18 protein-coding genes are annotated in these 22,993 nt (G+C 46.6%); 1 reads left to right on the top strand and 17 read right to left on the bottom strand.

Annotated features, from left to right (window positions below; translation table 11 throughout):
* Positions 1-451: 451 nt before the first annotated feature.
* The 7 genes from SALPA_RS33240 to SALPA_RS13140 all read right to left on the bottom strand — a co-directional run bounded on the left by SALPA_RS33240 (position 452) and on the right by SALPA_RS13140 (position 8,267).
* A complete protein-coding gene (locus tag SALPA_RS33240) occupies positions 452-661 on the bottom strand; it encodes a hypothetical protein (RefSeq protein WP_370516706.1) in 210 nt (69 codons plus the stop codon).
* Positions 662-1,282: 621 nt separating this feature from the next.
* Positions 1,283-3,256, bottom strand: a complete 1,974-nt coding sequence (locus SALPA_RS13165; RefSeq protein WP_145094687.1) for a methyl-accepting chemotaxis protein — start codon at positions 3,254-3,256, stop codon at positions 1,283-1,285.
* 529 nt (positions 3,257-3,785) lie between these two features.
* Positions 3,786-4,757 carry a nitronate monooxygenase family protein gene (locus tag SALPA_RS13160; protein WP_145094684.1) on the bottom strand — a complete coding sequence of 324 codons (972 nt, stop codon included), beginning with the start codon at positions 4,755-4,757 and terminating at the stop codon, positions 3,786-3,788.
* Between the two features lie 34 nt (positions 4,758-4,791).
* Positions 4,792-6,075, bottom strand: a complete 1,284-nt coding sequence (locus SALPA_RS13155; protein WP_145094681.1) for an FAD-dependent oxidoreductase — start codon at positions 6,073-6,075, stop codon at positions 4,792-4,794.
* Positions 6,076-6,235: 160 nt separating this feature from the next.
* The gene (locus tag SALPA_RS13150; protein WP_145094678.1) at positions 6,236-6,529 is read right to left on the bottom strand and encodes a ferredoxin family protein; all 294 of its coding nucleotides are present in this window, start codon (positions 6,527-6,529) and stop codon (positions 6,236-6,238) included.
* Between the two features lie 53 nt (positions 6,530-6,582).
* Positions 6,583-7,497 (bottom strand): electron transfer flavoprotein subunit alpha/FixB family protein, encoded by a 915-nt coding sequence (locus tag SALPA_RS13145; protein ID WP_145094675.1) that lies wholly within the window; start codon positions 7,495-7,497, stop codon positions 6,583-6,585.
* A complete protein-coding gene (locus SALPA_RS13140) occupies positions 7,497-8,267 on the bottom strand; it encodes an electron transfer flavoprotein beta subunit/FixA family protein (RefSeq protein ID WP_145094672.1) in 771 nt (256 codons plus the stop codon). The genes SALPA_RS13145 and SALPA_RS13140 overlap by 1 nt, the downstream gene beginning before the upstream one ends.
* Before the next feature lie 524 nt (positions 8,268-8,791).
* Here SALPA_RS13140 and SALPA_RS13135 point away from each other — a divergent pair.
* The gene (locus SALPA_RS13135; protein ID WP_186451059.1) at positions 8,792-10,732 is read left to right on the top strand and encodes a sigma-54-dependent Fis family transcriptional regulator; all 1,941 of its coding nucleotides are present in this window, start codon (positions 8,792-8,794) and stop codon (positions 10,730-10,732) included.
* A gap of 213 nt (positions 10,733-10,945) precedes the next feature.
* Here the strand turns inward: SALPA_RS13135 and SALPA_RS13130 are convergent, their stop codons facing one another.
* From SALPA_RS13130 to SALPA_RS13085, 10 genes are all read right to left on the bottom strand, one after another.
* Positions 10,946-12,076: an acyl-CoA dehydrogenase family protein gene (locus SALPA_RS13130; protein ID WP_145094666.1), complete on the bottom strand. Its 1,131-nt coding sequence runs from the start codon at positions 12,074-12,076 to the stop codon at positions 10,946-10,948.
* Positions 12,077-12,139: 63 nt separating this feature from the next.
* The gene (locus SALPA_RS13125; protein ID WP_145094663.1) at positions 12,140-12,925 is read right to left on the bottom strand and encodes an enoyl-CoA hydratase/isomerase family protein; all 786 of its coding nucleotides are present in this window, start codon (positions 12,923-12,925) and stop codon (positions 12,140-12,142) included.
* Positions 12,926-13,017: 92 nt separating this feature from the next.
* Positions 13,018-14,316, bottom strand: a complete 1,299-nt coding sequence (locus tag SALPA_RS13120) for an MFS transporter (RefSeq protein ID WP_145094660.1) — start codon at positions 14,314-14,316, stop codon at positions 13,018-13,020.
* 54 nt (positions 14,317-14,370) lie between these two features.
* On the bottom strand, positions 14,371-15,549 hold the full coding sequence (locus SALPA_RS13115) for a CaiB/BaiF CoA-transferase family protein (protein WP_145094657.1): 1,179 nt from the start codon (positions 15,547-15,549) through the stop codon (positions 14,371-14,373).
* A gap of 1,255 nt (positions 15,550-16,804) precedes the next feature.
* Complete coding sequence (locus tag SALPA_RS13110) at positions 16,805-17,395, bottom strand: 4Fe-4S single cluster domain-containing protein (RefSeq protein ID WP_145094654.1); 591 nt, start codon at positions 17,393-17,395, stop codon at positions 16,805-16,807.
* Positions 17,392-17,592: a DUF2997 domain-containing protein gene (locus SALPA_RS13105; protein ID WP_021168402.1), complete on the bottom strand. Its 201-nt coding sequence runs from the start codon at positions 17,590-17,592 to the stop codon at positions 17,392-17,394. The genes SALPA_RS13110 and SALPA_RS13105 overlap by 4 nt, the downstream gene beginning before the upstream one ends.
* Before the next feature lie 19 nt (positions 17,593-17,611).
* Positions 17,612-19,159: an AAA family ATPase gene (locus SALPA_RS13100; RefSeq protein WP_145094651.1), complete on the bottom strand. Its 1,548-nt coding sequence runs from the start codon at positions 19,157-19,159 to the stop codon at positions 17,612-17,614.
* A gap of 12 nt (positions 19,160-19,171) precedes the next feature.
* A complete protein-coding gene (locus tag SALPA_RS13095; protein ID WP_145094648.1) occupies positions 19,172-19,552 on the bottom strand; it encodes a DUF1257 domain-containing protein in 381 nt (126 codons plus the stop codon).
* A gap of 17 nt (positions 19,553-19,569) precedes the next feature.
* Entirely contained in the window at positions 19,570-20,853 is a 1,284-nt protein-coding gene (locus SALPA_RS13090; protein WP_145094645.1) for a hypothetical protein, read from the bottom strand.
* A 17-nt stretch (positions 20,854-20,870) separates the two neighbouring features.
* A complete protein-coding gene (locus SALPA_RS13085) occupies positions 20,871-22,976 on the bottom strand; it encodes a WD40 repeat domain-containing protein (RefSeq protein WP_145094642.1) in 2,106 nt (701 codons plus the stop codon).
* Between the last annotated feature and the right edge of the window lie 17 nt (positions 22,977-22,993).

Here is a 22,993-nt window from a genome sequence, read left to right as displayed (position 1 = left end):
TATACTGGGTTACGCATCAGTTTTCAACAATGTCGACCGGAATGTTAATGGGGACGGGAAAGTCGGCAGTGTTGAAAACCGATGCCAGCAACTCCGTCCCCAAAGATGCATTCAACGAGAAAGCGAGCCTATGCAGTAAAACCATCTGCCAAGGATCGCTTTTTCTATCTCGTCATCGTTCCGGTCATGGCCAGCTAAAAAGCGCAACTGCCTTTACCAGTTACATAACGGCACTATCGGACGTCCACCATTAGCCTACGGCAACAAGGTAGATACATTTGCCATTACCAGTGTTAACCTAAGTCAACGGGTCACCCCGTTGACTCGGCTCCAGAACCGAGCATGATGTAGAGTAGGCGACCAGCGAGTTACCATCCGAAGACAGCACTTTTCCAATCGCCCCTCTCAGAACGGAGTATGCAAGTTTCCTGTGCACTCCGCTCGCCAGTGGTTAACTGTCAGCCAACATCGACGTTAGCGTCTTACCGTCATACTTACCCGAATGGATGCTGGCATGGCATTCTTGGCATACGGCGAGTGTATTTCTCCTCATCGCGATCATGCGCTTCATCCATTCGGGCTTGCCTTTTCTACCGTTATGTTCAAGATCTTTCAATTTCTTGACGTGGTGCATTTCGATGTTTCCTTTAGCACCACACAACTCACATGTATGGTTTCCATTTACGGTAGAGCTGACTTTATGATACAATTAGCGTGCCATGAAATTTAGTTTGTACTGTTTAAGAAATCTTTGCGAAAAGGTTTCTGCTGTGGGGACAGTTAACATGCAAACCCCATGAAAAGAATTAGATACACCGCAGTTTGGACATTTTTCAGGCCGACTAATCTGCAGGGAGTCAAACTGTAAGACATATTGCTGAGGGCTCATAGAGAATTATGTGATTATTTGCATAAAAAAACCGTTCCTTTGCTCTAATAATGTGCAACACATTATAGCAAATTGGAACGGTTTTATGTTTACTTGAATTCCGGTATATTTTGCAATATTTTGCTTAGTTTTGGCTAAGGTTTTCTGCAATTCAACACCAACATCAAGTATCAAGTTGTCAGACCGGACGCGTGAAAGGTTTCCTCACTCCCGCCTCCCCTCCATCCCAATGAGTGGCTTTTGCCACTTAAGTTTCGTAGGAACGGGTCGCACGGTACGGTTCTCCGTATCAGGAAAAACAGTGCGAAAGAGGCACTGAAGATCGACCTTATTGCCCTCAAGAGTTTTGACTATATTACAAATTGAACAACTCACTATTGCTCCGGTCACCCGCTACAGCCGGAAACTGGCTACATCGGTCTGCAAATCTTGAGCTAGCTTAGCCAGTGACTGGCCGGAGGAGGCGATTTCCTCCATTGACGCCAGTTGCTCCTCGGCGGCCGCCGAAACTCCCTGAGCCTCGCCAGCCGACTTCTTGCCCAAGCCGTCGATTGTTTGCACCGCGCCTACGATTCGTTGGCTTCCGTTGGCCAGTTGCTGAATCGAAGCGGAAATCTCTTTCACCTGGTCCGAAACCTCGGTAACTAGGCCGGCGATTTCCCGGAAGGCGGCCCCAGCCTTCTTTACGACCTCGGCCCCGGTCTTAACCTCCCGCGTACCCTCATCCATGGCCACGACCGCCTTGTCAGTGTCTCCCTGGATTTGACCGATCAGCTCAGCGATCCTCTTGGCCGCCTCCTGAGACTGTTCAGCCAGTTTTCGGACTTCCTCGGCTACGACTGCGAAACCTCTGCCAGCTTCCCCTGCCCGAGCTGCCTCGATGGCGGCGTTAAGCGCAAGCAGATTCGTCTGACCGGCGATACCGGAAATGGTATCGACAATCTGGCCGATTTCCTTGGAGCGCTCGCCCAGCTTAGCCACAACTTTAGCCGAGGAATTAACAGTCTCTTCTATCTGGTCCATTTGAGTAGTCGCATCGTCCACGGCTCTGTCGCCTTCTTTCGCCTTACCGGCTGCCTGGGCCGATTGCGCCGCTACCTGTTGGGTGCTGGCAGCTATCTGCTGAATTCCAGCTGACATCTCCGCCACTACCGTGGAGGCGTTGTCGGCGGCGACTAGTTGCTCATCGGCGCCGTTGGCTACCGTGGTGATTGCAGCAGCTATATGGTCGGCTGCCCGGGCCGCCTGCTCCGCGCTGGCGGTCAGTTCCTCCGATGACGCCGCCACCTGGTCGGTGGCACCATGGATTTTCCGGATAAGGCCTCGCAGGGTTTTCGTCATCTGTTCGAAGCTATTGCCCAGTCGGCCGATTTCGTCCTTGGAGCTAATATTGAGGTTAACCTGGGCGATGTCGCCGTTAGCAATCCGGTTGACCGCCGCTTCGAGGGCCTGGATGGGCCTGGCAATGCGGCGGGAGAACCAGGCGATGATTATCGCCGTAATAATCAACACCGCAAAAATTGTTATCAGCGATATCGTGGTCAACGCGGAAACAGCCCCCGTTACTTCCGTCGCAGGCACCGTTATGGCCATGGACCAGTCCGTTCCCCCCACCGGCGCGAAAGCTATTATCTTGTCATTGCCCCCATATTCGTAACGGGAAAGACCGGTCTCACCTTTAACCATGCGTTCGGAAATCGCGGTGAGAGCTGGCGGAGTGTTACTGTCTTTCAGGTAGTTAGCTTTCATGGCAACTTCTTGGTCCTGATGAGTTATGACCAGCCCGTCATTTTTCAAGATATAGGCATAGCCAGTCTGACCGGCCTTGATGCTTTGAACTCTACTGGCCAATCCCGTTATGTCAACATTTCCTTGAAATAACCCGGTCAACTTGCCATCTGCCTTTACCGGAACAACCACCACAACTATCCATTTTCCTGAGACCTTAGACTGTACCGGATCAGATATGACTGGCTCCCCCTGGAGAGCCTTCTTGAAATAATCCCGATCAACCAAACTGCCGGTTATGCCGCTAGAACTGATAAAATTCCCGTCCAGGGAAACATAAGACATGGCATCATAAACCTTATGCGCCTTGACTGCATTGGCTAAAAACGGAACAATGGCAGCTTTATCGCCATTTTTTATCATCGGTGCCGCTGCCATTAAAGCCAGTTCTGACTTGCGTGATTCCATCCAATTGCCGACATCCTCAGCTGAGTTCTCGGCCATTTTTTCCATGTCTCCCGTAATACTTTGGGTAATTATCTCCCGCGCCTTCCAGTAGTTTAGCCCTCCCAACGCGCTTAGCGCTACAAAAATAATGATAAGAATTGTAACTGTGAGTTTGGCCTGGATACTTTTCATCTTTTAATCATTCCTTTCGCAAGCTCAAGCCACAAAATGGTGTGAAACGGTTACCATTGAGCTTATTTTATTTTGCAACTATGATTGTTGGATTACAGGCAGCTACAAATCATTCGGAGGTGAGTGTGCTGCTTCTTTCGGATTTACTTCTATGGCAATTGAATAGGTTGATTAATTAGATCGTCAATACCTTTTTGACATAAATTTCTATTTTGCTGTATATTTATACCAGATTATAAGTAATCTTTAGTAATTTATTAAAAATTTTCCAGCAGAGACGGCACCCTACCAATACCCCAGCATACAAAAACCCGCGAAATTCGCGGGTTTTTGTGTGATTTTCAGAATTGTATGGTGGAGACCATCTCAGCTTTGCAAATCCACCCGTTTCTTTCGCTCAAGCTCTTTACCTTGAGAATATAATCATGACAAACTCGCTGATTTTCCTGCATATCCAGTACATATCAACACTTTCAGCAGCGTACATCTTGAAATAGACATCAGCTCCAGGTTATTTTCGAGAAGGGAGTTACTTTGTTATGCTATTAAAACGCGCTAGGATAGTTTCGGCTTCGTTAATCATATCCTCAATTACCTTTTTTACAGGCTTGATTTCATTGATCAGTCCGATTGTCTGCCCAATAGCGAATATTGATCCCTCCAGGTCGCCTTCTGCTTGGCATCTCCTACCCACTTTGCCGGAAATAATCGGTAACAATTCTTGCAATGTGGTACCGCGCTTCTCCATTTCCGCAACCTTAAATGCTGTGTTATTTTTCATGGCGCGTACCATGTTTTTTATGGAGCGTTGAACAAGCATTGTATCATTTTCGCAAGAGTTAACCAGACACTCCTTGAATTTTGAATGGATTGTGCACTCTTCAGTCGCAACAAAACGAGTTCCCATAACAACCCCCTCTCCTCCTAGGGCTAAAGCAGCAACTAATCCAGCTCCGTCTGCAATCCCGCCGCCAACAAAGATCGGTATCTTAACCGTTTTTGCTACCTTATTGGCAAGGATCATTGTTGTGACGTCTTCCATTCCTGGATGCCCGGCACACTCGAAACCCACAATTGTAACTATATCGGCGCCGATCTCTTCAGCCTTTTTAGCAAATTTTACTGCCGGCACCTTATGAATAAGTTTTATATCTGCACTTTTCAACATGGGAACGTATTCCACAGGATTGCGTCCGGCTGTCTCTACAACCGGAACATCTTCTTCCACAATCACCTTGAAATATTCGGCTGTCAATTCTCCGGGAGAGGCGTTTGGCAACATGGATACGTTGACACAGAAAGGGTTTTTCGTCAAAGATTTGAGGCTGCGGATTGCCGACCGGAATTCTTCAAGTGTCGGGTAGGCGGTGGCATTAATCGTACCAAGCCCTCCGGCGTTAGATACTGCAGAAGCCAGTTCTATGGTCCCCAGGTGCTGCATCCCCCCCTGCATAATAGGATGATCAATCTTTAAAAGCTCAGTAATTTTAGTTTTTAACATGTTCTCCTCCTAAATAAATACTTAATTTGATAGGCTATATTGATCTAAGCCCTGTCCAGCCATCTGTCACTAACTGGAAGAAAGATACATGTTTTTTTATTATGCTCAGCATTGCCTTAGGCATTTTCTCCGGAACCTTGCCATCGACGGTGAACATAAAATTCATAGCCTCGTTAACAAGATCAGGATATTCTTTGACCATGCGTGGAATTCCTAGGATGTTATGCCAACCAGCAAAAACTTTCATGGTTGGCAATAGCAGCAAATTCTGGAGTTCTTGCATGTATAATCGTCCTATTTGAGACGGTTCACTGGCTTTAAGCACGGCGTTAGCAGCCGCCAAGCCGCTTACAATCGCCAAATCAATACCACGGATGATAGTGCCCGTATTGATAACGAAGCCGGCGGCATCACCAACAACGATCAGTCCGTCCCTGTATAGCTTCTGCGGTACGCCAGTTAATCCCACTTCCGGCACTAGATGAGCCCCGTATTCCACCGTTGTCCCGCCTTCAATGAGCGTTAGGATGGCTGGATGCATCTTGAAGTCTTGAAGGATCTGATGAATCCTTTTTCCACTTTTGCCAGCTTGCTCAGGGTTAAAAACGATTCCTAAGGAGATACTCTCTTTATTGGTATAGAGAAATGCCCCCCCAGAAATGCCTGCTGTGCAGCCGATGGCAAGACGCGCCGCTCCCTCATTGCCTCGCAAATTAAACCTGGTTTCTATAATATTTTCGGGAAGCTCGATAATTTCTTTGATACCCACACTTACCGTTTTGGCACTGATATCGCCAAACAGTCCGGCTTTCTGAGCAATAAAGGAATTCACACCGTCGGCTGCAATGACTATATCAGCATACATTTCATCTTCGCCGGCTTTAATGCCGACGATTTTGCCATTTTCCTCAATCAGTCCATCTACTAGGATTCCGGTAGCGACCAAGGCCCCCTGTCCTTCAGCTTCGCTTGCAAACCACTCATCAAAGGGTGCACGTAGTATAGTATACGACTGCGGTACTCCTTCACCAAAATCGTAATCTACGTAATCCAAAGTAGCAGCGCCGTTTCGTCCAAGCAACATCATTTGTTCCCGCACCACCTTGCGCTGCAATGGCGCTCGCTCATACAGACCTGGTTCCACCATTTCCAAAGCATAGGTGTAAATCCGGCCACCTGTCACATTTTTGCTACCGGACGATGCTCCCCTTTCTATAAGCAACACGCTTTTCCCTTCCCTGGCTAAAACATATGCACAGGCAGATCCCGCCGGCCCCGCTCCAACTACTATGGCATCAAATTTTTCTTCCGTAGTCATATAAAATCACCCCCTTCTCGGGTTTTAGAACCCAAAATGGCTATACCCTATCGCTTGCTTATATAGTTGTCAAATACACTTTCCAGAGTATAAATCCCAAAGTCAAATTCCAAGGAAGAATGCATTGAGGACATTTTCCTCCGCAGGAATGACTCAAAACTCAACCGAATCTGAAATTTACCCCGAAAGTACCTCGGGGATAAGTCCATTTGACTATACCTTTATTCTTGCACACTACCCGGCAAGTACCACATTCCAGGCACCCGGCAAAGTCAAAACTCACCTCTCCACTCTTTTCCAGGTTATAAAGAACTGCCGGGCAAACAAAAAGGCAAGGCTTGTCTTCACATTTAACACAGATGTCCTTTTTTAATTCGATATGAGCATTCTCTTCGTCCACATTGAACTTGTTTAGGCCTAATAATTCGGGGGCTTCTATTTTTCCTATTCCCATACACTTTCTCCTCCCTTCAGGCCGGGGTTTAAAGAGCTGCCGCCTGACTATCTCTAGCCAGCATTCGTACTTTTTAGTTCTTTAGTAAGAAGCGGTGCTATCTCGTACAAGTCGCCTACTATGCCATAATCTGCGCCGTTAAAAATTGGTGCCTTCTCATTTGTATTTATAGCGACAATAATTTTCGAATCTCTAACCCCTACTAAATGTTGCACCTGACCCGATACACCCATGGCTAAATAGAGAGAAGGCCTGATTGTTAGACCGGAAATACCAATATAGTTAGGCAGCCAATGTTTCTCTTCTGACACGCTTCTGGTACAGCCGATTTCTGCCCCAAGTACCTCGGCTAAATCAATGGCTAGCTGCATGTCTTCCTTTTTCTCCATTCCTAAGCCAATACAAACTATTTTGTCAGCAGCGGATAGATCTACTTCACTTCTTACTATCGGTGTAGACTCAAGCAGCGAGACTCTATCATCCGCCTTGACACTAACTATTGCGACTTCGGAAGTTCCGCCTTGAACGGCTTCAAATTTGCCCGAAGGTATCGTGACCACAGCCATACCTGCCGCAGCCTCCGACTGAATCACCGCTCCGCCGTACACCATTCTGGTGGTAGACACGGTTCCTCCTTCGAGTACAATTGTTGAAACCTCGCTTAGCAGGCTGCATTCGAGATAGCCTGCGACTCTGGCGGCTATGTCTCTTCCCCGTGCAGTGGCTCCGACAACAAAAAGCTCTGCCCTCTCGTTCCTCAAAAAATCTGCTACCGCTTTGGCATAATTTTCGGCCAAGGGACTGTCTCCTTTAAAGACGTAAACTTGGTCAGCACCGTATTGGGCTATTTCATTCGCGGCAGTTTCATTAAATGTTATTACATTAGCGGATTTTCCGGACTTCTTGGCAAACCCAATAAGCTCGGCAGCCATAATTGTTCTGTCGCTGTAAATATATATACCGCCCATTAGAGAACACCCTCCTTTTTAAGGTTTGCTACTAGCTCTTTAACTTTGCAGGAAGCCTCGCCCTCAGCAATGGTAATATTCTTGCGTTTCATGATATATGCTTTCAATGACTGCAATTGCACCTTTGCTTTTGTATCGGCTGTACCCAAATCTTCCGCTGTGAATTCGGTGACCGGCTTTCGGCCTGCCTCTATAACAGCCTTGAGATTTGGCAATGGCGCCTCGTTTATCTCTGGAAGAACTGCCACTATAGCCGGAAGCTCGACTACAACTGTTTCAATGCAATCATCCATTTTCTTTTGAGCTGTCAAGGTATTGCCATTAATTTCAATTTTGCATACTGATGTGATTACAGGCCAGTCAAGCACTGCTCCAAGTCTGGGCGCTGTTTGCCTTGCGTAAACATCACTGGAGCCTTCGGCGCAGATTACCAGACTTGTATTTGCAATCTTATTAATAGCGGCTGCCAAGGCTTTTACGGTAACAAACCCATCAGCAGCTTCGGCCAGCTGGCTATTTATCCAGTATCCTTCTGCCGGCCCTCTGGAAAGAGCATCTTTCAATGATTGCTTGGCATTGGCTCCACCAAAGGTCAACGTTGCCGCTTTTCCTCCTAAAGTTCGGGCAACCTGTACTGCCGCTTCGATAGCATTTTTATCATAGTCGCTGATTTTCCATTTTGCTTTGCTGATATCTAGTGAAAGATCTGATTTAATTCTAATGTCGGCTTCATCTACTACCCATTTGTAGCAGGCAATCACTTTAGACATTCTTTACCCCTCCTGATATTAATTCTATCTCCGACTCACAGAAAGCAGTTTTCACAGCTTCCTTAATTGTCAATTAATATTAATGCAAATACCGTGCCAAATTTAATCAATGCCTTTATTCCTTAAATGCACAAGGACTCTCCCTGAATTTTTTTACAATTCTATTTAAAAACCGTCCCGACCTATTACAAGTGTCATGACACATACTTAACAGTTCCGAGCCACCAAGCCGAATTCCGCGTACTAATATAAAGTACTGAATACGGTAACTCGACAGTATTCAAAAATCAGCTATCCTTTTGTTCAGCATACAGCGTATTTTAACTTTGTAATTAATTTGCAATTAATTAAAGGGATCTTGTTCCAACTGTCGAATCATATTTTATAATAGCGACTTGAAAATTGAGTGAAGGAAAACCGACTGCCATATAAACATTTTTTGCATGGGGCTGTCAAAAGATAAACCATTTGGCCTGTTCATAGCCGAATATGTATTGCCTTCTAGGAAGAGTCTGGAGGATCAGATGGAGTTACTGAAAAAGAATAACTGGCATAGAATCAGCGAGGCTTATCATAAATTTATTACTAGCGGGATTGTACCTCCTAATTTGGTTAGACCAGAAATTTCAAACTCATGGCAAAGGAGTAGGTCTGTAAATCCGTGGGGACCCAAGCCTAGAAATATAAACAACGATGAGTACAACCAGGTTTTAGAGGATAATGCCGAATTAATTGAGTTCGCAAGACCGATTATGCAATATATGTATGCCACCAATACCAAATATTTTCAAGATACCATCGTTCATCTATCGGACCAAAGCGGCGTGGTTATGGATTCGTGCACTTGGAAAAGTCCTTTCCCCACTATATTAAAAAAAAGAATAACCGAAGCAACAACCGGTACAACTTTGACGGCTGCAGTATTGGCAGAAAAGGCCCCGCTTGAATTGGGGGGACAGGAAGTATATAGAGTCACGTGCAAGACTTCCTATGGTGGAGCGGCTCCCATTAAAGACAACGCCAATAATATATTAGGGATTCTGGCATTAAGTAATTCGTTCGGAAAGATACCTGATCAGCCACTAAGTTTTGTGATAGCAGCCACTCAACTGTTAGAAAACTTGCTTCAAAACAAGGTAGTTGCTCGGAAAAAAATGCTTGAGTCAAATAAATACTTTACGCAAATGATAAATCAGATAGCAGCCCCCATTTTAATTATTGATAACGAGGGGCAGATCATTAATGCCAATGCTTCCTGCAGAAACTTTTTAGCCATAGAGCAAAATAAAAGCAATCTAATTGGAAAGTCATGCTATGACTTAGGTATTACACTCAATGAAGTAATTTCTAATTCATTAGTTAATGAACCCAATTATTTTACACTCAAAATACCGCAAATGACTTACATCTGTGCGGCACAGAGCAGCAAGACCGTCAGATGGCTAAATCAAAAACAACACACTATGCTTATGTTCAATGTGATTGATACAACGAAAGACAGGCCCCCCATAGTACCGGTCGAGTGGTCTGGCAATCCATTTGCTAAAATCATCGGCAATAGTTTTATTAAAAAAAATTTAATTGACATTGCTACGCGAGCCTCACAAATACCGGCCAACGTACTCATTGATGGCGAGAGTGGTACTGGTAAGGAGCTTTTTGCCAAGGCAATCCATGATGCCAGTAACAGGGCAGCAAAACCGTTTATAGCCATTAACTGCGGTGCTATTCAGAGCAGTCTTCTTGAGAGTGAATTGTTTGGATATGCCGAAGGTACTTTTACCGGGGGCAAGAAAGGTGGGCGGATCGGCAAGTTAGAACTAGCCGATGGGGGCACGCTATTATTGGATGAGATTGGTGAAATGCCTTTAGATATGCAGGTTAGCCTTCTCCGGTTTATTCAGGATAGAACAGTGATTCGCCTGGGAGAACATGCACCCAAAAAGGTTGATGTAAGAATTATTGCTGCAACTAACAGAGACTTGAAAAAGTGTGTTGCAGATAATTTATTTCGGGATGATTTATATTATCGTTTAAAAGTCATCCATATTACTCTGCCTCCATTACGTGATAGGAAAGATGATATTTTAGTAATTGCTAACCATTATGTTAATTATTTTTCAACTCTTTTTTGTCTACAAAAAATGAGCCTAACGCAAGAGACAAGTAATCTTCTCTATCAATATAATTGGCCTGGTAATATTCGTGAGTTATCCAATATAATTGAAAATGCCGTAATTTTTTCTCGATCAGACAAAATTACTCCCGACTTACTTCCGGTTGAGATCCTCGAATTCCGTCCTAATTTGGAAAAAATAGATAAGATGACACTAATATACAATGAGAAAGAGCTTATTGCTAAAGCACTATCTAAGCATCAAGGTAATGTTTCTCACGCCGCGAAAGAGGTTGGGATTTCCCGCAATACAATGTATCAGAAAATGTACAAATACGGTCTGAAATAAGAACTAATTATGTTTTGGCTTAGTAAAAACACAAAACACGGGGTGCTCTTTTGACCAATAAAGGTTCAAGAGCACCCCGTTTCTTTTATATTGATTCCGTTCACTAATAACATGATACAAACGAAGGCAAATATCACACGGAACAGAATCATTACATCTCGTTATTGTTTATCCCGCCCCTAGAAACCCGATCTGGAACACCTTAATGTATCATTATTTAGGAAATATAGTCCTGGCAATGATCATCTTCTGTATCTCGGTGGTCCCCTCGATGATGCGCAGAACCCTGGCATCACGATAACGTCGCTCCATGCCGCTATCTTCCGTCAGACCGTAACCGCCACAAATCTGGAGAGCCCTATCGGTTACCCGGCTGCCCATCTCCGTTGCCCACATCTTTGCGATGGATGCCTCACGAGCGAATGGCTGATTAGCATCAGCCAAAGCGGCGGCATGGTAAACCATTGCTCTGGTCACTTCTATTTCCGCTAACATATCAGCGGTGTAATGCTGAATTGTTTGCAACTTCGAAATCGGCTTGCCAAACTGTACACGTTGTTGGGCATAAGTTACCGCCTCTTCAAAAGCGCCTACGGCATTACCTAGGGCAACAGCGGCTGCTTTTACGCGGCCCATATCAAGCGCATGAAAAACCACATGGAGCCCTTTGTTCTCGGCTCCCATCATGTTTTCAGCCGGAACACGGCAATTCTTCAGATAAAGCTCGCCTGTCTCAGAGCCGTGGATACCAAGCTTTTTATAACACGCACCTGAGGAAAAGCCCGGGAAGTCTCGTTCCACGATAAATGCGGATATCCCGCCGGGCGCAGTCTCATTGGTTAGCGCAGATACTAAGTATGCATCACGATGGAGGCAACCAGTAATAAAAATTTTTGTCCCGTTAATGACCCATTCGTCGCCATCCTTTACTGCAGTAGTTTGAATATTAGATGCATCGGAACCCGCAGTCGGCTCAGTAAAACCAAAACCCATGCTGAATTCACCAGTAACTAGTCGCCGCAGATACTTTTCCTTTTGCCCTGCAGTACCCGCCTTCAAGATTGTTGTAGCCATTGGGTTGCCTGCCCATATTGACATTATAACACTTTCCTTGGCAATTTCTTCCGCAACTAATACTTGTGTAGTAAGATTCTGTCCAAGACCGCCCCATTCCTCCGGGAGCATAATCCCCCTGAATCCCAATTCACCAATACGGGCATTCAGTTTAGCATGAACCTCCTCCATGCCATCAATTTCCTTGATCTGTGGTCGAATTTCATTGACCGCAAATTCCCGCGCGATATTGCGAATTAGCTGTTGTTCCTCGCTTAGCATAATTGTCATTTTTCTTTTACCCCCATAATCTTTCTCACTAACCTGTATACCGCTTTACTTTATTTGTTTCAACTAACGTCCTTGAAAGACAGGCTTTCTCTTTTCAATGAAAGCGTCAACGGCTCCTATATGATCCTCTGTCCGGGCGCATAGACTCTGAAACTCTACTTCGTTGTCAAGTTCCAATTCCAGGCCGCCGAATGCATTTCTATTTATCATTGCCTTTATCATGCCGTAAGCAACAGTCGGCCCCTGCGCCAGCTTCTTCGCAAATTTCATGGTTGCTGCTTCCAATTGATCGTGAGGCACGATTTGATTAACAAGCCCCCAATCATACGCTTCCTTGCCGGTAAACATTCTTCCAGTCATGAGCAGTTCTGTGGCTCTTGCTGCACCAACCATCTTAACAAGCGGTAAAGGAGCACCGCAGTCAGGAATCAAACCCAAGTTAACAAAAGCGAATACACACTTTGTATCCTCTACCATTATACGAAAATCGCAAACCAGAGCTAGGCTTAACCCAGCACCGGCGGCGGCTCCGTGAATAGATGCTATAACCGGCTTGCGGATATTCCTGATTTTCACGATAATTGTTCCCAAATTTCTCATATTAGCTCGATAATCAATCCCCTTTTCGAGTCTTTCCTTCATGGCTTTTATATTACCTCCGGCACTGAAAACGCTTCCTGCTCCGCGTATGACAATAGCACGCACGTTTGGATCATCATTGCATTCGTCAAGACACTGACCCAACTCACCAACAATAGGACCAGAAACAGTATTCCGGTTCTCAGGATCGTTTAAAGTAATAAAACCAATCCCATCCTTATTTTCCAAAATAATATTGTTGAAACTCATTGTTTTCCACTCCTTTTAATATATTTGTCGTCATATCTAATAAACGATTGGTCCCTGCAGCACAAATGCCCTGACAAAATTCCCCGGCATTATTAGTATTTTTGAATTACCAAGACAGACATAGCCAGCGATGCTAGCACCGTCATTCCAACCATACAAAACAAACCGCCATCATAACTTCCGGTCATACTAATACAAATTCCTATAATCACCGGCGATAGCGCCGAAAAACCAGTGGAAATTCCGCTCATTGTTCCTGTAGCAGTCGATATCGATTTAGTCGGTACTAACTTCTGCAATAGTGTCCAGGCAGTCGTAGTACATACTCCGATAAAGCCGACAGACAAAGACAGCAGCATCGCCGAAAAGTATTTTCCGGGAACGATGGCGGCTAAATAAACGCATAAGCCTGTGAAGAAAATAGCTGCCAATTGGAACGGCGCGCACCTTCCAACACGGTCGATAATGTAACCGGTTATAGCTTTAAATACTATTCCGAAGATAAATGGTAACGATGCGAGCCATCCCATCTCCTCCCACGAAAAACCCCGGGCCGCTTTCAGATAGCTTGGAAGCCACGACACCAATCCCCAAAATACGAAATTTACTACCAGATACCAAAATACCACCAGCCAAAACCTATAATCATTAGCAAAAAGCTTTACACGTTGCCAGAAAGTCTCCTTACTAGCAGAAACTTCCGGTTTCCGCTCTTTTACCAAGCCTTCCTCAATATGATTAAGTTCAAGGCTGTTAACTTTTTTATGCTCACGAGGTGTATCTGCTATATGGAAACAGAAAAGATATAGAGGTATTAAGCCTACGAGAAAACATACAAAAAAACTTTCCCGCCAGCCAAAACTGCCAATAATATAGGCGAAAAATGGCATAGCCATAGCCGGTCCCAGCGATTGACCAATAAGCCATATCGAATTAGCCCGCCCTCGCTCCTGAGGGGGAAACCAATTCTTAATGAGCGTAATCTGCATTGGGTAGTAAAATCCTTCACCAATTCCCAGTAATATCCGAGCGATGATCATCATGGCAAAAGTGGCGACAAGGCCACCCATTAACATCGCTACACCCCACAAAGCAATACTTATTATCATAGCTTTGCGCGGCCCCAGATAGTCCCCTAAGGGACTTAATGCCACTTGTGCGATTCCATATGCCGCCAAAAAACTTGTCATCAACATGCCGATTTTGACCGGTTGCCCTTTTATCCCCATTTCCATTAGAAATTGCTCATTTGCAACGAGAACAGAAACATTTACCCTGTCTAGAAACGCTATGAAAATACCGATAAATAGTACTGATACTATAAAAAAGCGCTGTCTTGTCGGGTTTCCTGATGCTCCAATATCTAAGCTACCCACTATTTTCTCCGACATTTTACATTCTGCCTCACTTTCTTCACATAATATAAAGAACCCGGCTTCGAATTGTTAGCAACCCCACTTACTTTTTAGCTCAGCAATTTTTACATCGTCGTAGCCAATTAATTTGAGAATTTGATCTTCGTGTTCTCCCAGCTTCGGTGCCTTCCGCAAGATCGCCTTAGCCTCCGAGAACTTTAGGTGGTTACCACGGGCAGATATTTTCTTCCCACTAGGAGTTTCCAGTTCGATAATCATCTCCCGCACTTTCAGATGCTCATTGCTTATTACGTCATTTGAAGTCAAAATCTTAGCACATGGAATACCAGCCTTATCCATCATAGCTACGGGTTCATCAATTTTGTCAAACGTCTTAAGCCATTGTTCAATTTCCGTGATCATTTTATCAATATTTTTTATTCTATTCGGGCTAGTGTTGAATAAAGGATCCTCTATAAAATCCGTTCTGCCCATAACAGTACAAAGTAAGGACCATAGCTTGAGGTTCGGCGCACAAATTATGGCATACTCGGATTTCCCTTTGAATACGCCAAAAGGCGCCAACATGCCATGATGATTACCTGTTCTAGTTGGTTTATGTCCTAGACCCGCCGCTTCCACAAAGCTATTCATTCCAATTAGACAATCAAGCAGGGCTATATCAACATGTTGACCCTTACCGGTCCGCTCCCGGTAGTACAAGGCCGCCACCATTCCGGCAAACGCATTATACCCTGCACAGTAGTCTGCCAATACTAGACCGCTCCTGACTGGCGGGCCATCGGGATCACCTGTCAAATCCATTGCTCCACTGAGAGCTTGGGCTACTATATCATAGCCAGGCTTGTGCGAATCAGGACCTGTCTGGCCATAGCCGGAAACAGAACACATTATGATTCGCGGGTTAATTTTCTTTAAATTATCATAATCAAACCCAAACTTAGCCATTGTTCCCGGTCGAAAGCTTTCAACCACAATATCAGCTTGGAGTATCAATTTCTCAACGATTTCTACACCAATAGGATCTTGCATATCGACAACGAGTGATTTTTTTCCACGATTACACCACATATGCGTCATGCTATTACCCTCGAACTGTGGCATAAACTGTCTGGAATCGTCACCTACTTTAGGACGTTCAACTTTTATAACTTCCGCTCCGAAGTCAGCTAATAATGCGGTCGCAGTAGGTCCTGCAGCGGTGGATGTGAAATCAATAACTTTAATACCATCAAAGATATTTCTCATGTAATTTTCTCCCCCTAATACCTTCTTAATCTGTAAACTGAAGTCTGCTTTTTTTCAAAAAGGCATTCACACTTTGCGATGTTTTGTGGCCCTGAAACCAATACCATAGACCTAGCACTTTTCCTACCGTCCTTTGAAAATTAGTTTCGTCACTCCCTATTTAAATTGCTTCACTACCCGAAAGTCCAAACCGCCAAACACTTCTTTTTCCTGCTAAGTGCCTCATTCCTTTCTAGTCTAGAAAACGGTTGAGATGGCCAGCGTTCCAACATGAAATCTCCTCTCTTTTGATAACTTCCCATTACAATTGCCCTTCTACTTCAAAGAAATTTAGACACCCACTCCCTGTACCAGAGATTTGCAAAACGTTGCTTCTTAACATATTTTGCAAGTTTCATGCCAAAACAATCACCTTTAAGATATGGAGCAATAACAGGCAACTCGGAGCAGCAACGATTGAAGATTACATTTAATCAACCAAATTCTGCTGTCATCTGTTTTAATTCATTACAAAAATGTCATTACAGAGGTTAACACTTAAGGTAGCCCCAACTCGAAATATAACCTACAGTCATCGAAAACTTCCTAATACTGTAAAATAGCAGATTTTTGCTCATTTTATCACCGCCGTTGGCACTCAAATAATGAGCCTGCTTAAAAAACCTCTCATAAATACCCCAATCAAGGGAGTTTCAACGGGAATACCGTAAGCATCAACGCAGCACCACCTGGAAATAAAAAATCACCTGATGTATGCAAAAGCAAAGCACCAGATGATTTGCGCAGGTGTGACTATATCGATTAATCAGCATCTTGCAGCTTTCGAGAATTTTTTCAGCCCAAGGAAGTCGATGTTGGCTGACAGTTAACCACTGGCGAGCGGAGTGCACAGGAAACTTGCATGCTCCGTTCTGAGAGGGGCGATTGGAAGAGGGCTGTCTTCGGATGGTAACTCGCTGGTCGCCTACTCTACCGCTTGTACGGTTCGGGAAGGGGCAGGTTACTTTGTTAATCTGCCTATTTCATATTATTATCTCAGGGCTAGTGCGTGAGCACTATGTGGGGACTGGTGACGCTTTCCGATAAAATATGTCAACCGTTCAATTCTCTTCAATTCGCAGGGTAATCTGGGCAGTTCATTTTTTCACTTAGAAACGCAAAAAATCCCTCAATCCCTGCAAATACAGGATTTGAAGCAAAAACCAGAACCATTACCAATGATACGGCTCTCCCCACCTAATCTTACGTTCTCGAATTACAGTTTTCCGGTGAGCCCTGTTATTGTTACCTTGCCTGCAGCATCAACGATAACCTCCAGGGTTTGCCCCTGACTAGTAACAACATCCGGGTGCTGCTTCAGTTTTTCAGTAAGAAATACCAGTTGCTGATTGGCAGAACCTACAAGATAGTCTTGGGCTGGCAAATCCTGCTCATAGGGTCCGGCAATCAGCAAATCGGCTGCTGCCAGCAATCGCTGCCAGGCTGGGTCAGTTGCTGCCGTAAGTTCAGCAACTGTATAACCCGTAAAAATCGCGATATTCAAACCCCTGGCCGTCAGTTGCTCTGCTAGTTCTGCCAAAGCCTGTGCCTGAGCAAACGGCTCACCGCCCGAGAAGGTAACACCCTCAATATCTTCGCTAGCCAAAATGCGCTCTACTAACTCCGGAACCGCAATCACTTGCTTTTCCCGAAACTCCTGCATGTCCTGGTTAAAGCATCCCGGGCAATTGCGGAAGCAGCCCTGCACCCAGAGAACAGCCCGCCGGCCAGGACCATTACTGCGCGAGACAGACAAAAAGGCGGCCATATTAATCAGGCCGCCTTTGGAATTTGGTTGCGCTATCATCGCTGGTTATCCCGCACCTTGGCAGCATCAGCCGGCTGCTCATAATATTCAGGAGACATCTGCCGCACCTTGACTTCCCCGAGCGCTTCTTCTATGGGTTTGGTGATATCCAGACATTTGCCGCCTTTGGCTCCAGCCACCTTGATACTAACCTGCCCACTGGCGTCAATGGTGATTTCCAATTCTTCTTTATCCATGGCTTACCGTCCTTTCGCCTTAGTCTTGGTCCTCAATTTCTAGCAGCACCTGCCCAGAGCCTGTTTCTCCGGCAACCTCGCCCGGATAGGAGGCAGACTGGGCCCGGCCCTCCTGAAGCCACTGTCTGAGATACTGAATATTTTCCCGTTGGGAGACCGACAATGGCACCTGACGTTTCAAGGATATCACAATATCTTCGGTCGTAATCTCGCGCATGTGATCGCTGAAGGCTAAATACATGGCGTCGATAATAGCCTGTTCAATTTCCGCGCCAACATAGCCGTCCGATTCTTTCACCAACCGTTTGAGATCAAAATCACGCGGACTGCGGTTGCGGCGTTTGAGATGGGTGGCAAAAATCTCGCGCCGTTCAGACATATGCGGCAAGTCCAAGAAGAAAATTTCATCAAAACGGCCTTTACGCATAAGTTCCGGCGGCAGCGCTGCAATATTGTTGGCGGTGGCAACGACAAAGCAGGGGGCTTTTTTATCCTGCATCCAGGTCAGCAGAGTTGCAAAAACCCGCTGGCTGGTACCGCCGTCGCCTGCGCCAAAAGCAAACGCTTTTTCTATTTCATCCACCCACAAAATGCAGGGAGCAATGGTCTCGGCAATATGCAATGCCCGGCGGCAGCGATCTTCAGATTCGCCAACATAGGAGCCAAACAAAGCGCCCACATCAAGCCGCAGGAGTGGCAGTTGCCATAAACCGCTAATCATTTTGGCAGTTAAACTCTTGCCTGTACCAGGAATACCGACCATAGCAATGCCTTTAGGTGCAGGCAAACCATAGTCGCGGGCATCTTTTGTAAAGGCTTGTTCCCGCAAACCCAACCAGTCTTTCAAAACTCCCAGACCACCGACACTTTCCGAAGTTTCGGTAGTGCTTAAGAATTCAAGTGCTTCACTCTGACGCACCAACTGGGCTTTTTCCTCGGTAATCATGGTAATGCTGCGATCATCCAAGCAGCCGCAGGTAACAATGGCCTTGGAGAATACCCGGCGAGCCTGACCAGCCGTCATTCCCATGGCGGCTTGAACCACCTTTTCCCGACCAGTTTCCGTTAGATTCATTTTGACATTAGCCCCTTTTAGCAGACCCTCTAGCACACCGTCCAACTCCTCACCGTTAGGGCGCCGGAGGTGGATAACCACGGCTTCATCCTGCAATTCATCCGGAATCTGCCCGGTAGGGGTGGTAATAACTATCGAGGTTCTTGTCTGCGTCAGGCGTTGTACAACACTTCTCAGCTTACGCCTCACCGGCGGATTAGACCAAAAGTCGTGAAAATCCTTGCAGACAAAAATATCCCCGTTATTATCCATACCGGTCTTTTCTATTAGATCCAGCGCTACCAGCGGGTCCCGGCACTTTAGATCAAGCGCTGTCTTGCCTGTTAGCACCACAAAGCCATCAGCCACATCCCAGGACAGACAGGTACGGTTTTTTTGCTCACAAACAGTTTTAACATGCTCTATAGCCCGTTCTTCTTCCGGAGTTACGATAACAATGAGTGTAACCCGCGCTCTAATGTAAGTATCAAATTGCTCAGCAAAGTTGTCCATACGCTTACCTCCCTATACCCATCTGCGTACTACTAATCTGATTTCGCCGTTATTCTCCTGTTGTTGTTCCACCACATTAAAGCCCTGACGGCTAATCTTGTCCATCACAGTGGTTAAGGCGTACTGCTGTTGGACCTTGGTAGTAAACTGCTGTTCATTAACGCCCTGCACCCCAAACCAATCGGCAACAAAGCTATAGGTGCCGTCATTTCCCAGTACAAAGCCAATATCATAGCCCTGCTTCATCCGCACAGCAATATCGACTGGTGTTTCCTGGCCGCGATAGCCTTTTATACCCGTTTTCTCCTCCACATCATAACCTAACTCTTTCAGGCAAGCTATCAGCATCTCCTTACTCGTAATTTTAGTTGTCACCTGAGTAAAATGCGACATCTTTATTCCTCCCTTCACTACACAAGTTTAGCTGCTGCAATATTGTGAGCGATAACCTCCCCACTCACCAGCTCATAAGCTGTTACAATCATTTGTCCGGCCCCATCAAGGCTGCACTTTACAGTAATGACAGCTTGCCCCTTAATGGCCGATTTTCCGGTCCTGAGTAACAACGGGCTGTCTTCATTCATACACTGTTCTTCCATACGATATATCAATAATGCGAATTCTTGCTGTCCATCATAGCTGGCTTTGATCGTAAACTCAGCCACAAATCCGTCACTCGGATAAAACTGACCCTGCGGCACCACTTCGCGGTATTGATAGCCATCTGCCGTCAAATAACGTAAGCCATAACTATGTCGCAGATAACCGCTGCCATCCACACCGGCGGTTAGCACCGCAGCACCGCAGGCAGTTGCCGCCAACGGCTGCTTATCATAGATGGGAATGCCGGCAAACAGCTCATACACCACAGCCAGCATATCGGCTTTTACAGCACTGCCAGTTACTACTATCCCGGCAAGACTAGCGGCCGTATACCCGAGCAGCCCCGCCTGCCGCAATACCTGCCGGATCAGGGCAGCTAATTCTTGCGGTGGCTGAAAACCTACTTCCTCATTAGCTAGCCAGCCGGAGCTATAGCTTACTACCCGGATATGGCGCTCATTACTGCCATCCCCGTTTTGGCTCGCGGCCAATACCATCGCTGCTTCCATAAATTCAGCACTTAACCTGACAACAATATATTTGTCTCCCGGTTTTACCTTCATACCGGCACCCCAGGCAGCAGCCCACGGCTCTTCAACAAGCTCCAGACGGTTAAAACCAGCCTGTCTGACCGCCCCTGTAAGCCAACGCTGGTATCGCCGCCATGCTGGCGCCGAATTACAGGCCGCTAGCGGTACCGTAAAGGCAAGTACGGCCTCGCCGCTTAAACCAAGCGTTTGTCCGGCCCGACTGATAATAGCAGCTACATAGTCTTTGGCCATATCCTGATTGCTGAGCCACCGACCGCCAGCCAAACTGTATACTAGTTTACCTGTGACAACAGCAAACCGCAGATCCTGAAATACACCTTCTGTCTGATCGCTTTCAACAACCTCTTGCCCAACCAAACAGTCTCCAGTGAAAGTGCCATAGGCAATACGTGACGGTGCCGCATACACACCCTTAGTACTTCCCGGCATAGGCCGCATTATGCCAGGGACATAAAGTGTCTCTGCCTGGCGGGACGCTTGCCGCCAATAGGCAGCTACCGTATAACTATTACCAAAATCTATAGCCAACTGTCCGGCCATTGCCACCACCTCATAGCTTATAACATGATATCATAGCGGAATTTAGCCGTAAGCAGGCTGTGTAAAAAAGAACCAGCCTGCCTGGCTGGGGTTTCAAGCTCGGGCGAGGCTAGCATGGCCGCCATATAATGCCAGTCGCCATGTGTAGCCAATGCCAATGGCTTCTTCAGCCGCAATTGCCTTACTGCCACCGTACCTTGTGCCGATTTCAGGATTATGAACGCACCACTTTGGCTAACTGCTAATAGCTTACCTTGCTCTTTGATACTCCATAACTGCTTGCCATTGTCTGTTTGCCACACCTTTATTGTTCCATCCATCCCGTTACTGACCAGCAGCCGGCCATCACCGCTATACAGCAGGCCTTGAACCGGTCCGTTATGAGCGGCCCATAGCTTATTTCCGCCTGATCCGCCCGCTAACGTATAGATACGAATCCGACCATCCCGTCCGCCGCCAGCCACAGCACGTTTTTCCAGCGCAACCGAGGCCGCAGAAAACAGACTGCCTGGATACTGCGCCTTAGTGGTCATGTAAGAGCCATCCCACCACCAAGCCCTTGCCGGTAATACTCCCCCCGGGCAAGCTAACGCCAGCATTTCACCACCCTGGCCTGCTGCCAGCGCCATCACAAACCCTGGCTGGCCCTTAATACTGTCAACCCATTTAACAGCAGGCAGCTGCCAAATATGAACCAGAGCATCCCTCCCGGCTGTCACCAAATACCGTCCATCCGGGGTAAAGGCTACAGCTGTGATGCCCTCATCATGAAGGTTAACTGTCCGCCACAATTTGCCACTGGTTATCTGCCATAACCGCACCCGGCCATCAGCGCAGCCACCGGCTACAATTCGCCCGTTAGGATGAAAAGCAGCACATTCCACATTGACCTCTGCTTGGTTCGCCTCCAGAACAGCCAACAGCCGCCCGTCTGGCACAAACATATTTCGGCCTGTTTGCGGGCAGCATGCTAAGCTATTCTCCCAGTCACTACTTTCCCATGATTTTGGTTTCCAGGTCGTATTACCCAGCGCCAATACAAACTCAGCTGCCCAGTTGGCCGGCGCACACAAAGCTAGCCGGTATAACTCTGACCACTGTTCCTGGCTTGTGAGCAGATCCAACATAGCGGCCCAATCTTCGTCCGTTATTTCCTCATATTCCTCCTGCTGGCCACCTTCCAATAGTAAACCTACCAGCAGTAAGCTGTGACCGCTTTGGCGAGCCGCAGTTAAAAATTGCTGTCTTTGTTCTGACACTGCCTGACTGTAGCCTTTTTTTAATAACGGTCTTGTTTCCTGCCAATCTAATGCAAAATACTTATCCCACTGCCCAGTAATGCAATAATACAGCGCTGCTTTACTGTCAATCGTAGGCGCATATCGGGCAATGACCGCCCAATTTGTAAGTTGTTCCTCGCCTATGGCAAGTACGGTTTCACATAGCGCATCAATCGCCTGCCTGTTAGTCAGGGTCAACAGCAAGCGCCTGGCGCGCCCGGCAATACTCCGGTCAGCGTCATCTACCACCCGCAAGAGCTCAGGGATAAGTGCCGGTCCCTCATTCAGCATCACCCGATCTGCCCCGGTTTTAAGCACCGTCAACAGTCTCAGCCCTAGCGGCTGGGAGGCCAAATAACCGGCCGCAACCAGAATGTGTTCCAGTTCCGGGCGGCGGGTATTTGCCCATAGCTGGCATAGCGCATCAATAGCCCCGCCATCGGTTAAGCAGCGTAAAGCCTGCCGCGCATTGTCGGCAACAATTAGTTCCCCGTGGTCAAGAAAGCCTACGAGTGCTGCTACAGCCTCAGGTCCCATCCCTGCCGGAATATCAGGCTGACCGTCATGTAACGCTGCCAACACCTTTTGCCGCACCAGCTCCCCGGCCGCCGCTTGTGCTGCCGCAGCGTCAGCATCAGCCTCAGTCTCGATAGTACCCTCAGCCTCAAGCTGGAGCCTGGTCATGATGGTCCCAACTATTTCACGGATATTCTGGCGCTCACCGATAGCCAGCTGCTCTTCTATTAAAGCCTCGCTCAACTGCCGTAATTTAGCCATATAATCAGCTGGATAAATCCAGTCCAGCTGCCGCAAGAAGTCTTTATCCTCATCACCAAGCCCCATATTTTCACCACCTGTTT

The organism is Sporomusa sp. KB1 (genome assembly GCF_007830295.1).
Classification (GTDB): Bacteria; Bacillota; Negativicutes; order Sporomusales; family Sporomusaceae; genus Sporomusa.
This window is presented reverse-complemented; position numbering and strand designations above follow the sequence as displayed.